We start from the raw sequence: 14,276 nt of genomic DNA, 5'->3' as shown, positions 1-14,276 counted from the left end.
CTCTCACCGCCTCTGCGCCAACCACCACGCGTTCGTGACCTTGAACTTGAAGATCGGAGAATATTGGCGCGTCTCCTTCTGCGCCGCCGCATCGAAATCGCGATAGCTCGCCAGACGCGACATCAGCAGATCTCCTGCATCGCTCAAAAACGGATAAGAGCGCTGTGGCTGTCCGGTCAGCAGGAGGCTCATCCCCGCATACATCTGGAAATCGATCAGCAGTCTGTCGCTGCCGGTGCCCGATTGTTTTGCGACACTGACGAGGCGTTCGATCACCGGAACGACGAGATCGAGCCGTTCCGGATTGGTTTTCATCGTCAGCACCACCTGCCCCGTCAGCATCTTGATCCGCACCGACGCCGGGTTCACAGGGTTGTTTGCCGCTGCTTCCAGCCGCCGGACATAGGGTTCCGCCTCGGCGAACTTTTCGGCGTCGATCAGCGCCACCCCCAGCATCGCAGCCGCCATGTCGGTGACCGCCGATGCCGGGCCATATTGCTTTTCCGCACGGGCGAGTTCTGCGCGGGCAGCCGCGACCGGATCCGCCGGGGCGGCACCGGACCACCACGTAATACGCTCGCGAGCAGTGGAGCCGGGCTTCGCCAGCCGATCGACCCGCGCAGCCAGCAAGCGGGCCTCGTCCTCACGGTCCAGCCTGCGCAACGTGTTGGCGAGGCTTGCCATCGCATCGAGCGCCAGCGGCCCGCTCTCCCCTTCCGCCCGCTCAAAGAGCGCCAGCGCCTTGCGGAACGCCGGCTCCGCCTCGCGGTCGCGATCCATCGAATAATAGGCCATGCCCAGACACTCCTGGACGCGGCCGGACAGGACAACCTGTTCCGGCGTTGTCTCCGGCAGTTCCCGGGCGATCGGCAGTAACAGGTCCACCGCCGCCTGCCCCTGACCCAGATTCCATTGGGCGATGCAAAGCCCGACAGCCGCAATCACCGTCAGGCGGCCGGTGGCTCCATGGAGCTTGTGCGACACCGCCAGTCGCCGCTCTGCGGCAGGCAGATATTTGTTCAAGTCTTGCAAGCGCTCATAATAGCTCGTCAGAGCGCTGAGCATTATCAGCGCATCCTCGCTCTCGGGACCGACTCGCGTATCGACGTAATCGAGCGCCCGCAGGATCGTGCCCTCGACCTTGTCGTTGCCTGCCGTCGCGACCAGAACCGCGACACCGGCGGCAAGTGTGGCGCACGTGTCGCCATCCGGATGTGCCGTCCGGCAATTCTCGAACGCCGGAATGATGATCCCTGCGGCCTTGCCATATTCGCGCTTGGCGAACGCTGCCTCGCCCTCAGCCGGGATCGGAATGCGCGGCACGGTTTGCGCCGCCGCCGCCCCCGCTGCGCCCAACCCCGCCAGCGCCAGCATCGCAGCTCCGCCGGTTACCGCATGTCGTCGCAGATCGATCATCGCCTCTCCCCAGCCGATTAGAAAATGCGCTGTGTGGTGGTCGTACCGGTTTGAGCCTCCGGCGGGTGCTCGGCAACTGACAAGTTGCCGCCGCCCGGAGGTCGAGCGCACCCCCTTCCCCTATCTTTTTTCCCAAAATCGCCTATGTCGCCCGCCAATCATGGCAACGCGACTCCCCGAAGCCCCCAAGGTGGGCATGGTGTCGCTCGGCTGTCCCAAGAATCTGGTCGACAGTGAGCGTATCCTGACCAAGCTCCGCAGCGACGGCTATGCCATGTCCGCCGACTATGCCGGGGCGGACGTGGTGCTGGTCAACACCTGCGGCTTTCTCGACAGCGCCAAGGAAGAATCGCTCGAAGCGATCGGCGAGGCGATTGCGGAAAATGGCCGCGTCATCGTCACCGGCTGCATGGGCAAGGAGGCGGAGGTCATCCGCGCCCGCTTTCCCAATGTCTTGGCGGTCACAGGTGCGCATCAATATGAGGAAGTGGTTGGGGCCGTCCACGACGCCGCGCCGATGCCGCCCAACGCCTTTCTCAACCTCGTCCCCGACAGCGGGCTCAAGCTCACCCCGCGCCATTACAGCTATCTGAAGATTTCGGAGGGCTGCAACCATCGCTGTGCCTTCTGCATCATCCCCGCGCTGCGCGGCGATCTCGTCAGCCGCCGCCCCGACGCGATCCTGCGCGAGGCTGAAAAGCTGGTCGAAGCGGGGACAAGGGAATTGCTGGTCATCAGCCAGGACACGTCCGCGTACGGCGTCGATATCCGCAGGGAACCGCGGATGTGGAAGGGCGAGCATGTCGTCCCCCATATGACCGACCTGGCCCGCGAACTCGGCAAGATCGCCCCCTGGGTGCGGCTCCACTATGTCTATCCCTACCCCCATGTGGATCAGGTCATCCCGCTGATGGCAGAGGGGCTGATCCTCCCCTATCTCGACATCCCTTTTCAGCACGCCAGCCCGTCCGTCCTTCGGACCATGCGTCGCCCGGCGAACGAGGCGAAGGTGCTGGAGCGGTTGAAGAACTGGCGCAGCATCGCGCCGGATATCACCATCCGCTCGACCTTCGTCGTCGGCTTTCCCGGTGAGACCGAGGCGGATTTCCAATATCTGCTCGACTGGCTCGACGAAGCCCAACTCGACCGCGTCGGCGCGTTCCGCTTCGAGCCGGTCGAGGGTGCCGCCGCCAACGACCTGCCCGGCGCGGTTCCCGAAGCGGTCAAGGAAGAACGCTACGCCCGGATCATGGAGAAGACTGCGGCGATCAGCGCGGCCAAGCTTCAGGCAAAGGTCGGTCACACGCTCGAAGTGATTATCGATGAGGTCGATGGCGACGGTGCCAATGCCCGGTCACAGGCCGACGCGCCCGAGATCGACGGAACGGTGTTCCTGCGCGACGCCGGACATCTGAAGCAGGGCGAAATCGTCGCAGTCGAGATTGAGGACGCCGACGAGCACGATCTGTACGGCGTGCCGCTCCCGGCGGATGGACGGGTTACAGCCAGATTCCCTTTACCGTGACCTTTAGAATGGGGATTACGGGCTCACACTCTCCGCAGCGCTCCGCGTTCGGGTTAGGTTCACGCGACTGACGCAATTGTCCGCTGAACGGATCGGTCGGACTCTGCGAACATCTTTCTGTCGACGGGCGGCCGGTCCGATCAAGTTCGGCAGCCATCGCGTTCGGGGGATCCGCATATTCGACCGAAGATGGGACAGTCGGCGCGCGCCGACGCTTTAGATTGTGCGGTATGGATCGCAACAACCGGTATAAGGACCGTAACAACGATCGTTGCGCAGCGTCAGACGCGCACATCGGATTGCGCTTGGCGCCTCTGCTCTGACTCCAGTTAATAGGTGGAATATGGCGCATGTCGAACAATTCGTTGTCGCGCGTTCCACAGCTTCCCGAGCCCGGCGTCCGCGATCCGAATACAGACTTCGAACAAGATCCAGATCGGCATGAGCGAGAGGAGCAGAAGCAGGAGCGGCAGCGAAACCGGCAACAGAACCAGCGCTGCGCGCCGCACCCAGCGCGGCCAGAACAGGGGCCGCAGCACATACCAGCTTGCCGACGGGCGGGGCCTATCCCTCCGTCTTTGCGCGCGCCGATTTTTTGAGACCTGCCTCTCGTCCACGACTCCCCCGCTCCATCCAGCCCAGCCGACTGTCTGTCACCGCCTTACCCACAATGATGATAAACGAATATGCTAAATCTGCATAGTGCATTTTGCACTATTCTTACCCCCTCGGACACAGATTGCTGCTGATGCAGAACTCGCGCAAAACGCCGTTCGAGGAGCCGTACATCGCAATTATCGATAGTCTGGTTCGGCGCCGGAAGCAGATCGGGGTGAGCCAGATCGAACTGGCTGCGGCCTTGGGATATGACCAGTCGTTCGTCAGCCGGATCGAGCGGCGCCAGCGACGCCTGGACGTCTGGGAATTCGTTCGCTTTTGTAGGGCGTTAGAACTTAACCCCGGCGATGTGCTGGACCCGCAATTGAACAAGGCAGATTGAAGTTGAACCCTGCCCGCCCCCTAGGAAACGGATGGATCGCGAGCGCGCGACCACTGCGAAAGATCGCATTGATACCGGTTTTCTGGCTGGTTCTGGCGGGCGTCGCTCCGCCGATTGCAGCCGAATCGGCAGTCGTCGATCCGCTGACGATCGAAGACGACGACTTCGCCCGCCATCGCGATCCTGCCATTTGGCGGGGACTCGCCGTGACCCGGATCGAGTTTCGCGAGGAGCGCGGCGCCTGGCGCCTGTTCCGTATAGCGAACAAAAAAAAGCCGCGCGGCCCGTTGTGGTTCGTGCCGCACGACGACGAAAATGCCGGGTTCGAAGCCGCGCTGGCCGGGGTTCGGACCTATGGCGGGGTCGTGATCGCGGTCGATACGGGCATCGCCGAAGACGGCAAGCGCCGCAACGCCGCGGTCGATCGCGGGCGACCGATCGACCCCAACCGCAATTTTCGCGACGGTACGCCGCTCTACGCCAATATGATCCTGGCCGATTATCATCGCGGCGCGCGGCCGATCATCGCCCTTCACACCAATTCGCCGGGCTTCGACACTAGTGCCTCGCGCTGCAACCAGGGCGACCCGCCGGGCCGGGGCGAGGTGTCGATCCGCTTCTGCAGCGATGTCATGCAGCCTCATGCGTCGCAGGCCCGCGCTTGGCCGTTCGACGACGACGACAGCCTGGCCTATGTCGCCTATCGCTCGGGCCGTTCGCCCTATTCCGCCTGGTGCGGCAAGGCGCTGGCGCTGGCCGACTTCAACGTCGTGTTCGAACGGGTGAGCGTCAGCGACGGATCGCTCTCCAACTATGCGCTGCTGCGCGGCATGGACTATGTGAATTTCGAGACGCAAGAGCGCGGCCTCGACCCCGCCCGCCTCGCGGAAAGCCGCAACCGCCTCACCGCGATGATCGATCGCGCCATGGACCTCTGCACCGCGCCCGCCATTGCGCTCCAAGGCCGATAAACCTATCTTACTTCCGTCTTACGGAGGCGCGAATGAACGCGATCACCACCAAATTGTCGAGCAAGGGCCAGCTGGTCCTGCCCAAGGCGTTGCGCGACAAGCTCAAATGGACGGCGGGCACCGAACTTATTGTCGAGAACACGCCGGGTGGCGTGGTGATTCGCAAAGCGAAGCCCTTTCCACCCACGACCCTGGATCAACTCGCGGGTAGTCTGGCGAAATACTATACTGGCCCGCCGAAAACGATAGAGGAGATGGACGAGGGGATCGCGCAGGTTGTGCAAGAACGCGATGCGCGCAGTCGATACTAACGTCCTCGCCCGCTTTCTCCTGCGCGATGATGAACGGCAACACCTCCTCTCGCGCGCCTTATTGGAAGCGAGTGCGGTCTTCGTTCCGATAACGGTTGCGCTGGAACTCGAATGGGTATTGCGGAGCTATGACCTCCCACGTGCTCAAGTCGTTCGGACAATCCGTGACCTAATGGGATTGCCGAACGTCATTTTCGAGGATTCGGACCGTCTCCGCGAGGCTCTCAGCCTCGTGGATGGAGGCGCGGATTTCGCCGACGCATTTCATCTGGTTCGCTGCGGCGGCTGCACGGACTTCGTCACCTTCGACAAGGCGCTCGCCGCAACCGCGCCCGACCGCGTTACCCTCCTCACAGCCTGAGTATCCATGACCGACCTGTCCCCCCTGCTCCAGCCCGATCGCGGCCAGCCCGCCCGCACGCTCCACGTCGTCCGCCCCGACCAATGGGCCGACTGGCTCAAGGCACAGCCCGCGCGCATCCGCACCACCATTGCCGCGCACAAGCTGACCGGCAAGGCGGGGAACCGCGCGGTGCTGCCGGGCGACAAGGACGACGACTGGTCGATGCTGCTCGTATGCGATGAGGCGGAGGGTTCGCCGTTCCGCATCGCCTCGCTCGGCGAACAGCTTCCCGCAGGGACCTATCGCCTTGCAACCGGCGAACCGGGCGGCGCGATGCTCGGCTGGGTGCTCGCTCAATATCGCTTCGATCGCTACCGCAAGGACGACACAGCACAGGGACCGCGCGTCCTGCTGACCGGCGAACCCGGCCGGATCGAGGAGACGCTGCGCCTCGCCACCGCTACCTTCAAGGTGCGCGACCTGATCAACATGCCCGCGTCGGACATGGGGCCCGCAGACCTGGAGGCGGAGGCAGCGTCACTCGCAAGGGTCCATGGCGCATCGCTCAACGTGACCCGTGGCGACGCGCTGGAACAGGGCTATCCAATGATCCATGCCGTCGGCATGGCCGCCGCGCGGGGGCGCGAGCCGCGGCTGATCGAACTGGAATGGGGCGATCCCACGCATCCGCGCCTCGCACTCGTCGGCAAGGGGGTGTGCTTCGATACCGGCGGGCTCGATATCAAGCCGAGCGCCGGGATGCGCCTGATGAAGAAGGACATGGGCGGCGCTGCCCATGCGTTGGCGCTCGCCGGAGTGGTGATGGGACAACGCCTGCCCGTCCGCCTTCACCTCCTCGTCGCCGCGGTCGAAAATTCGGTGGCGGGCAACGCCTTCCGCCCCGGCGACGTGCTGCGTACCCGCAAGGGACTGACGGTGGAAAACACCAATACCGATGCCGAGGGGCGGTTGATCCTCGGTGATGCGTTGACCAGGGCAGTCGAGGCCAAGCCCGACCTGATCCTCGATTTCGCCACGCTCACCGGGGCTGCCCGCGTCGCGCTCGGCCCGGATCTTCCCGCCCTGTTCGCCAATAACGATGCGCTCGCGGGTGCGATGCTCGACGCGGGCGACGCGGCGAAGGATCCGCTGTGGCGCCTGCCGCTGTGGGACGGCTATGACGAGATGCTCAAATCCGACATCGCCGACATGGTTAACGCGCCCGATGGCCCGTTCGCCGGACCGATCACCGCCGCACTGTTCCTGCGCCGCTTCGTGCCCAGGGACATTGCCTGGGCGCATCTCGACCTCTTCGCCTGGCGTCCCGCCGCCAAGCCGGGCCGCCCCAAAGGGGGCGACGCGATGGGCCTGCGCGCGACCTGGGCGATGCTCAAAGGGCGCTATTCGGACACAGCATAAGCGGCGCTATCGGCTCGACTTCGCTTCATCGGGACGCCAAGATGGCGGGCATGACGAACCTGCGCAATGGCGGCCGCATTCTGGTCGATAATCTCGTGGCCCAGGGCTGCGATCGTATCTTTCACGTCCCGGGCGAAAGTTTTCTGGCGGTGCTCGACGCACTGCACGACGTGGCGCAGATCGATCTGGTGACCTGTCGGCACGAGGGCGGCGCCGCCTTCATGGCCTGCGCCGACGGCGCGATGACGGGGAAGCCCGGCATCTGCTTCGTCACCCGCGGCCCTGGCGCCACCAATGCCAGTATCGGCGTCCATGTCGCGATGCAGGATTCGATCCCGATGATCCTGTTCATCGGCGATGTCGACCGCTCGATGCGAGACCGCGAAGGGTTTCAGGAAGTCGATTTCCCCGCATTTTTCGGACCCATCGCCAAATGGGCGACGCGGATCGAGGATGCAGCGCGTATCCCCGAATATATCGCCCGCGCATGGAATGTCGCGATTTCCGGCCGCCCCGGCCCGGTCGTGATCGCGCTGCCCGAAGATATGCTGACCGACGCGGTCGAGACGCGCGACCGCCCCCGCCTCAGCCGCCATAGCGCGGGTCTCGATCCCGACGATTTCACCGATGTCCTCGATCTGCTCCGGACCGCCGAGCGTCCGGTCGCCATTGTCGGCGGTGCAGGATGGGATGTCGCGACGGGCGCCGCATTCGATGCCTTCGCGCGCAGCTGGGGCATTCCCGTCGCCGGCGCATTCCGGCGACAGGACGCCATCCCCAATGCCTCGCCCGCTTGGGCCGGCAATCTCGGCTATGGCCCCAACCCGAAGCTGGTCGAGCGGATCAAGGCCGCCGATCTGCTGCTGGTGGTCGGCGCACGGCTGGGCGAAGCGACGACCGACGGTTACACGCTCGTGACGCCGGATCATCCCGGCCAGACGCTGATCCACGTCCATCCCGATGCGGGCGAACTCAACCGCGTCTATCGCGCCGATCTCGGCATCGCTGCCCCGGTGTTCGAATTCGCCGCCATGCTCGCCGCCGCCGATGCGCCCGAAACGCCCCGACCCGCCGGTGCGCAGGCGCATGAGGATTGGCTCGACTGGTCCACGCCAACCCGACGCGACGCGGTTGCCCTCGACCTTGGCCAGTGTGTCGCCGCGATGCGCGAACGGCTCGACGCCGATCATACGATCATCTGCAACGGCGCCGGCAATTTCTCCGCCTGGTGGCACCGTTACTGGCCCTATGGCGCACAGCCTGCACAGCTCGCCCCGACCGCAGGCGCAATGGGATATGGCACCCCCGCCGCGGTTGCCGCCGCGCTGCGCCGCAAGGACAAGCTGGCCGTTGCTCTGGCGGGCGATGGCGACTTCCTGATGAACGGCCAGGAGCTGGCCACTGCGGTCCAGCATGGCGCCGATATGCTCGTGCTCGTCATCGACAACGGCGCCTATGGCACCATCCGTATGCATCAGGAGCGTGAATTTCCGGAGCGCCTGTCCGGCACCACGCTGCACAATCCTGATTTTGCCGCGCTGGCCCGCGCCTATGGCTGCTGGTCGGAAAGCGTCGAGCGCACTGCGGACTTCGCGCCCGCGCTCGACCGTGCATTGGCGGAGCGCGGCGTACGCCTGCTCCATCTCAAGACCGATGTGGAATTCATCACCCCCGCGACGACGATCGCGGCGATCCGGGGATAGTCAGGCCGTGGCGCGTCGGCGCTCGCTCAGCGCAGCGTTGATCGCGTCCATCGCCCAACGTTCACACAGGCCGACGGCCCGAGCGAACGCCTTCACAAAGCCCTTGAGATAGATGACCCCCGGAATCACGTCGAACCGCTCCGCCTCGATCGCGGCGAGATAGCGGATCGGCACGCGTGTGGTTTCCGCCACCTGCTCGATCGTCATCGCGCAGCGTCGGCGGGCTTCGGCCAGCACGGTGCCCACGCTGCCGCGCGGTTCCACACGCCAATCGCCTTTCGCGAAGGGAAGTATTGGTTGCTCAGTCATTGCGTTCATCGGCGTCAAGCCCCCCGGCTGGCTGACAACGCCGGGACTCGTCCCGGCCCGGAACAGCAACATGACTCGAATCGCATCGCGAGTCGAGACGGCTCACCTATGAAAAAGGGCCGTTTCCCGCAGAAAACGGCCCTAATTCGGGTCAACGCTGTTGGACAGCGGTCAAATATCGTCGCCTAGAGCGCCCTTCACCTTCCCGCTGAATTGCTGGGCCTTGCCCTTGCCTTCCTGCTCGGCGCCTTCCGCGCGGGTCTCGGGATCGTTGCTCTGCTGCTTTGCCTTGCCGATCGCCTCGTTGACGTTGCCTTTGATCTTGTCGGTCAGTTCGCCCATGATGGGTCTCCAATGGCTCTAGGGTTGGGGTTGCAACATCAACCGATGGGAGAGGCAGGAGTTCCGAATTTACGGCCTGAATTCCGGTGGTTCCGATCGTGCCGGACCGGATAGCGCACCTGTATCAGCGCCACGCCGCCGCATTCGACGCGGCACGCCGTGGCAGTTTCCCCGAACGAACCTGGCTCGAACGGTTTGAGCGGATGCTCCCACGGGGCGCGTCCGTGCTCGATCTTGGCTGTGGCGGCGGCGAGCCGGTGGCGCGCTTTCTGATCGACCACGGCCATCACCTGACCGGCATCGATACCTCGACCACGCTCATCAGCCTCGCCCGCACCCGCTTTCCGCGTCACCAATGGATCGAGGCCGACATGATGCGCTTCGGCGCCGAGACCGCGGCCTATGACGGCATCCTCGCCTGGTGCAGCCTGTTCCATCTCGAACCGCAATGGCAGGAAAAGCTGATCCGACGGATGAGCGTATGGCTGCGCAAGGGCGGCGTCGCACTGTTCAACACCGGCCCGGCAAACGGCGTTGCGATTGGCGAATTCGAGGGCGAGGAACTCTATCACGCCAGCCTCGCCCCCGCCGAATATCGCGCGATCTTCGCCGAATGCGGGCTGAGCGTAATCAACAATGTGATCGAGGACGCCAGCTGCGGCGGCTTCACGGTCTGGCTGGTGGGGAAGGTGTGATGCGGTTCATCGGCTGGCTGCTCGGCGCGTTGCTCCTGATCCTTGTAGGCTGGATCGGCGGGCCGGTCGCGATGGCAAGCTATCGCGTGGCGACGGCATCCGATCCGGACTTTGAGCGGCGCATCGCAGCGAGCGCGCTCTTGGACGCCCGAAGTCGCGCATCGGCAGGCATCATCGAACTGATTGATCCCGCGACCGACACAGAGGCGGTCCGAGCATGTGGCTATGACCCTGATATAATGCTTCGTGAGACTGACGTGCCTTTTCTTCAAACAGTCGATTGGACCCTCACCCTCCTCAACCTTCAAGCAGACCGAGCTGATGAAATGACGATGCGTCGCCTTCGGAGTGTTGCGCTCGCACGCACCTACTCCGCTGAAACGATGACGGCGCTAGCCACGTGCCTCGACTCGCCGTTGAAAGGCCAGTGTCTCCCGCACGTAGAAAAAATGTCCAACGATGCAGACAAGATCAACATGGCAGAACTGACGAAGGAACGGGTGTTTTCACGCGAGCAGACACTGCGGATCAAATGCATCTTTCTCGACGGTGCAGCCGACCGGCGCGGTATCGCAAAGAGTACACCCGCCCCTAACCCCGCCCCCTAGATCAACCCCGCCAGCGGGCTCGACGGATCGGCATAGCGTCGCTGCCCCATCCGCCCGCTGCGGTACGCCATCCGCCCGCTCTCGACCGCCAGCTTCATCGCCCGCGCCATCAGGATCGGGTCCTTGGCCTCGGCGATCGCGGTGTTCATCAGCACGCCGTCGCAGCCAAGCTCCATCGCCACCGCCGCGTCGCTCGCGGTGCCGACGCCTGCATCGACCAGCACCGGCACCGTCGCACCCTCGACGATAAGGCGGATGGTCACGCGGTTCTGGATGCCCAGCCCCGAACCGATGGGCGCGCCCAGCGGCATGATCGCCACCGCGCCCGCATCCTCCAGCCGCTTCGCCGCGATCGGATCGTCGACGCAATAGACCATCGGCAGGAAACCCTCCTTGGCCAGCACCTCGGTCGCGCGCAGCGTCTCATGCATGTCGGGGTACAGCGTCTTCGCCTCGCCCAGCACCTCCAGCTTGACCAGGTCCCATCCCCCCGCCTCGCGCGCCAGCCGCAATGTGCGGATTGCACTCTCGGCGTCGAAACAGCCTGCGGTGTTGGGGAGATAGGTGATCTTCTTCGGATCGATGAAGTCGGTCAGCATCGGCGCCTTGGGATCGCTGACATTCACCCGCCGCACCGCGACTGTGACGATCTCTGCGCCCGAAGCCTCGACCGCCGCCGCATTCTGCGCAAAATCCTTGTACTTGCCGGTCCCGACGATCAGCCGCGAGGTAAAGGTCCGCCCCGCCACCGTCCAGCTATCGTCATCGTGATCGCCGCCGCCGACGAAATGGACGATCTCGATCTCGTCGCCATCCTGCACCTCAACCTGTGCCAGCGTCGAGCGCGGAACGACTTCCAGATTGCGTTCCACCGCCACCTTTTCCGGAACCAGCCCCAGTTCGTTGGCGAGTTCGGCGAGCGTGATGCCGCCCGCAACGCGGCGATGCTCGCCATTGACCGTGATGGTGATCGTCCCGTCGGTATGAGTCATGCTGGTCCTTTCGCTGGCGCGCGATATAGGGAGTTCGGCGCAAGGCTCAAATGCGGGCCGAAAAATCTCGGGGAAACGAATTGGCCGATACCATCTATGTCCTCAACGGCCCGAACCTGAACCTGCTCGGCACGCGCGAGCCGGAAATCTATGGGTCGGACACGCTCGATGACATCGCCGGAATGCTGGAGGATCGCGCCCGCGAACTCGACCTGACGATCGATATGCGCCAATCGAATCATGAAGGGCATCTGATCGACTGGATGCATGAGGCGCAGGCGGTGGGGGCGAAAGCGGTGCTGCTCAATGCCGCCGCCTTCACCCATAGCAGCATCGCGTTGCACGACTGCATCAAGGGCATCCGCACCCCCGTGATCGAGGTGCATCTGTCGAATCCCCACCGGCGCGAGGAATTCCGTCATTTGAGCTATGTCGGTCGTGCCGCTAAAGGAACCATCGCCGGGTTCGGCGCGCTTTCCTACTTGCTTGCGCTTGAAGCCGCCGCGCGCCTCTGATCCGGGACCCGTTTGCAAGCGGGTTCATCTTCACTAAGAGGCGCGGTTTCCGGGCGCCCATGGGATTTGGGCACGTCATGATTTTCGAGGTCGCATGAGCGAAGAACACAAAAAGGGGATGCACGTCGATATCGAGCTGGTTCGCCAGCTCGCCGCCGTGCTGGACGACACCAATCTGACCGAGATCGAGGTCGAGGATGGCGATCGCAAGGTCCGCGTCGCGCGCAAGGTAAGCAGCGCGCCGGTCGCCTATGCGGCACCGGCGCCGATGCCCTCCCCCGCCGCTCCCGCCGCTCCGCCGACCATGCCATCGGACCCCGCTTCGATCACGCCGGCACATGAAAATGCGGTCAAGTCGCCGATGGTCGGCACCGCCTATCTCGCCGCCGAACCCGGCGCGAAGCCGTTCGTCACGGTTGGACAGCAGGTCAAGGCGGGCGACACGCTGGTGATCGTTGAGGCGATGAAGGTGATGAACCCGATCGCGGCGCCGCATGGCGGCACGGTCAAGGCGATCCTGGTCGAGAATGGCCAGCCGGTCGAGTTCGACCAGCCGCTCGTCGTTGTTGAGTAAGTCGACTTCGTCGATGCGGCACCGGCCCGCTCCCCCACCCGGCCACCCATATCATGCTACCGCTGGGTGGCCGGGTGGGGGAGCGGGCCGGTCCCGCCTAGGAAACAAAAATGCCTGAAATCAAGAAGCTCCTGATCGCCAATCGTGGCGAGATCGCGCTGCGTATCCATCGAGCGTGCCATGAGATGGGGATCAAGACGGTCGCGGTTCATTCGACCGCCGATGCCGATGCGATGCATGTCCGTCTGGCGGACGAGGCGATCTGCATCGGCCCGCCAGCCGCCGCCGACAGCTATCTCAACATCCCCAACATCATCTCGGCGGCCGAGATCAGCGGCGCCGACGCGATCCACCCCGGCTATGGCTTTCTCAGCGAGAACGCCAAGTTCGCCGAGATCGTCGAGCTGCATAACCTGATCTTCGTCGGGCCGAAGCCCGAGCATATCCGCATCATGGGCGACAAGATCGAGGCGAAGCGCACCGCCGGTGCGCTCGGACTTCCGCTCGTCCCCGGTTCGGACGGCGCGATCAGCGATCTCGACGAGGCCAAGGCGATCGCCGCGAAGGCCGGCTATCCGGTCATCATCAAGGCGGCTTCAGGTGGCGGCGGGCGCGGCATGAAGGTCTGCACGTCCGAAGACGAGCTTGAGACGCTGATGCAGCAGGCAGGCCGCGAGGCCAAGGCTGCGTTCGGCGATGCCACCGTCTATCTCGAAAAATATCTCGGCAATCCGCGCCACATCGAAATCCAGATCTTCGGCGACGGCAACGGCAACGCAATTCATCTCGGCGAGCGCGACTGCTCGCTCCAGCGCCGCCACCAGAAGGTGCTGGAAGAGGCCCCCTCTCCCGTGCTCGGCCAGGCCGACCGCGACCGGATCGGCACGATCTGCGCAAAGGCGATGGCCGACATGGGCTATCGCGGCGCGGGGACGATCGAATTCCTGTGGGAAGACGGCGAATTCTACTTCATCGAGATGAATACCCGGCTCCAGGTCGAACATCCGGTGACCGAGGCGATCACCGGCCTCGACCTTGTCCGCGAACAGATTCGCATCGCCGAGGGGCATCCGCTCACGCTGCGCCAGCAGGACGTCCAGTTCCGCGGCCACGCGATCGAATGCCGCATCAATGCCGAAGATCCGCGCACCTTCGCGCCCTCGCCGGGTCTGGTGAAGCAATATCACGCGCCGGGCGGCATGAACGTCCGCGTCGATAGCGGCCTATATTCGGGCTACAAGATCCCGCCCTATTATGACAGCATGATCGCTAAGCTGATCGTGTACGGCACCACCCGCCAGGGCGCACTGCGCCGCCTGCGCCGCGCGCTGGAGGAGTTCGTGATCGAGGGCGACGGGATGAAGAACACGATTCCCCTGCACCAGGCGCTGCTCGACGTGCCGGAGTTCCAGCAGGGCGAGTACACGATCAAGTGGCTCGAAGAATGGTTGGCGAAGCAGGACGCGGAATAATCAAGGCATCCGTTTGCCCTGAGCCTGTCGGAGGACCTTACCCGCGCCGTCGGCACGAAGCGCTTCGACAGGCTCAGCAAA

The 14,276-nt window shown here is 64.2% G+C and carries 16 protein-coding genes; 12 read left to right on the top strand and 4 right to left on the bottom strand.

The genetic code is table 11. The annotated features are described in order from the left end of the window. Nucleotides 1-3: 3 nt before the first annotated feature. Complete coding sequence (locus FPZ54_RS04380) at nt 4-1,416, bottom strand: tetratricopeptide repeat protein (RefSeq protein WP_145845300.1); 1,413 nt, start codon at nt 1,414-1,416, stop codon at nt 4-6. Nucleotides 1,417-1,576: 160 nt separating this feature from the next. On the opposite strand from FPZ54_RS04380, the gene rimO reads away from it, so the two are divergent. From rimO to FPZ54_RS04345, 7 genes are all read left to right on the top strand, one after another. Then, nucleotides 1,577-2,941, top strand: coding sequence for a 30S ribosomal protein S12 methylthiotransferase RimO (gene rimO / locus FPZ54_RS04375; protein WP_145845298.1), 1,365 nt, complete (start codon nt 1,577-1,579; stop codon nt 2,939-2,941). Nucleotides 2,942-3,689: 748 nt separating this feature from the next. After that, nucleotides 3,690-3,941, top strand: a complete 252-nt coding sequence (locus tag FPZ54_RS04370; RefSeq protein WP_145849569.1) for a helix-turn-helix domain-containing protein — start codon at nt 3,690-3,692, stop codon at nt 3,939-3,941. A 68-nt stretch (nt 3,942-4,009) separates the two neighbouring features. Then, on the top strand, nt 4,010-4,912 hold the full coding sequence (locus tag FPZ54_RS04365) for a hypothetical protein (RefSeq protein ID WP_145845297.1): 903 nt from the start codon (nt 4,010-4,012) through the stop codon (nt 4,910-4,912). Nucleotides 4,913-4,944: 32 nt separating this feature from the next. Next, the gene (locus FPZ54_RS04360; protein ID WP_145845296.1) at nt 4,945-5,223 is read left to right on the top strand and encodes an AbrB/MazE/SpoVT family DNA-binding domain-containing protein; all 279 of its coding nucleotides are present in this window, start codon (nt 4,945-4,947) and stop codon (nt 5,221-5,223) included. Continuing rightward, nucleotides 5,204-5,584, top strand: a complete 381-nt coding sequence (locus FPZ54_RS04355) for a type II toxin-antitoxin system VapC family toxin (protein ID WP_145845295.1) — start codon at nt 5,204-5,206, stop codon at nt 5,582-5,584. The genes FPZ54_RS04360 and FPZ54_RS04355 overlap by 20 nt, the downstream gene beginning before the upstream one ends. 6 nt (nt 5,585-5,590) lie before the next feature. Further along, the gene (locus FPZ54_RS04350; RefSeq protein ID WP_145845293.1) at nt 5,591-6,985 is read left to right on the top strand and encodes a leucyl aminopeptidase family protein; all 1,395 of its coding nucleotides are present in this window, start codon (nt 5,591-5,593) and stop codon (nt 6,983-6,985) included. Nucleotides 6,986-7,035: 50 nt separating this feature from the next. Beyond that, a complete protein-coding gene (locus tag FPZ54_RS04345) occupies nt 7,036-8,688 on the top strand; it encodes a thiamine pyrophosphate-binding protein (protein WP_145845291.1) in 1,653 nt (550 codons plus the stop codon). Here FPZ54_RS04345 and FPZ54_RS04340 read toward each other — a convergent pair whose 3' ends face one another. Both FPZ54_RS04340 and FPZ54_RS04335 read right to left on the bottom strand, forming a co-directional pair. After that, nucleotides 8,689-8,952, bottom strand: a complete 264-nt coding sequence (locus FPZ54_RS04340) for a helix-turn-helix domain-containing protein (RefSeq protein WP_186456911.1) — start codon at nt 8,950-8,952, stop codon at nt 8,689-8,691. A gap of 216 nt (nt 8,953-9,168) precedes the next feature. Further along, on the bottom strand, nt 9,169-9,339 hold the full coding sequence (locus tag FPZ54_RS04335; RefSeq protein ID WP_145845287.1) for a CsbD family protein: 171 nt from the start codon (nt 9,337-9,339) through the stop codon (nt 9,169-9,171). Between the two features lie 98 nt (nt 9,340-9,437). Between FPZ54_RS04335 and FPZ54_RS04330 the strand changes: the two genes are divergently transcribed. Continuing rightward, nucleotides 9,438-10,034: a class I SAM-dependent DNA methyltransferase gene (locus tag FPZ54_RS04330; RefSeq protein WP_222428348.1), complete on the top strand. Its 597-nt coding sequence runs from the start codon at nt 9,438-9,440 to the stop codon at nt 10,032-10,034. Further along, nucleotides 10,034-10,642: a hypothetical protein gene (locus FPZ54_RS04325; RefSeq protein WP_145845285.1), complete on the top strand. Its 609-nt coding sequence runs from the start codon at nt 10,034-10,036 to the stop codon at nt 10,640-10,642. The genes FPZ54_RS04330 and FPZ54_RS04325 overlap by 1 nt, the downstream gene beginning before the upstream one ends. On the opposite strand, the gene thiS is transcribed toward FPZ54_RS04325, so the two are convergent. Further along, nucleotides 10,639-11,634, bottom strand: coding sequence for a sulfur carrier protein ThiS (gene thiS / locus FPZ54_RS04320; RefSeq protein WP_145845283.1), 996 nt, complete (start codon nt 11,632-11,634; stop codon nt 10,639-10,641). The two genes, FPZ54_RS04325 and thiS, sit on opposite strands and share 4 nt — an antisense overlap. A gap of 80 nt (nt 11,635-11,714) precedes the next feature. Between thiS and aroQ the strand changes: the two genes are divergently transcribed. The 3 genes from aroQ to accC all read left to right on the top strand — a co-directional run bounded on the left by aroQ (nt 11,715) and on the right by accC (nt 14,195). Continuing rightward, entirely contained in the window at nt 11,715-12,149 is a 435-nt protein-coding gene (aroQ, locus tag FPZ54_RS04315; RefSeq protein WP_145845281.1) for a type II 3-dehydroquinate dehydratase, read from the top strand. 94 nt (nt 12,150-12,243) lie between these two features. Continuing rightward, the gene (accB, locus tag FPZ54_RS04310; protein WP_145845279.1) at nt 12,244-12,723 is read left to right on the top strand and encodes an acetyl-CoA carboxylase biotin carboxyl carrier protein; all 480 of its coding nucleotides are present in this window, start codon (nt 12,244-12,246) and stop codon (nt 12,721-12,723) included. Between the two features lie 110 nt (nt 12,724-12,833). Further along, the gene (accC, locus tag FPZ54_RS04305) at nt 12,834-14,195 is read left to right on the top strand and encodes an acetyl-CoA carboxylase biotin carboxylase subunit (RefSeq protein ID WP_145845277.1); all 1,362 of its coding nucleotides are present in this window, start codon (nt 12,834-12,836) and stop codon (nt 14,193-14,195) included. Nucleotides 14,196-14,276 lie beyond the last annotated feature (81 nt).

The organism is Sphingomonas suaedae (assembly GCF_007833215.1).
GTDB classification, from domain to species: Bacteria; Pseudomonadota; Alphaproteobacteria; order Sphingomonadales; family Sphingomonadaceae; genus Sphingomonas; species Sphingomonas suaedae.
Note: the sequence above shows the minus strand (reverse complement) of the source record. Positions and strands in the feature narration are given on the sequence as shown.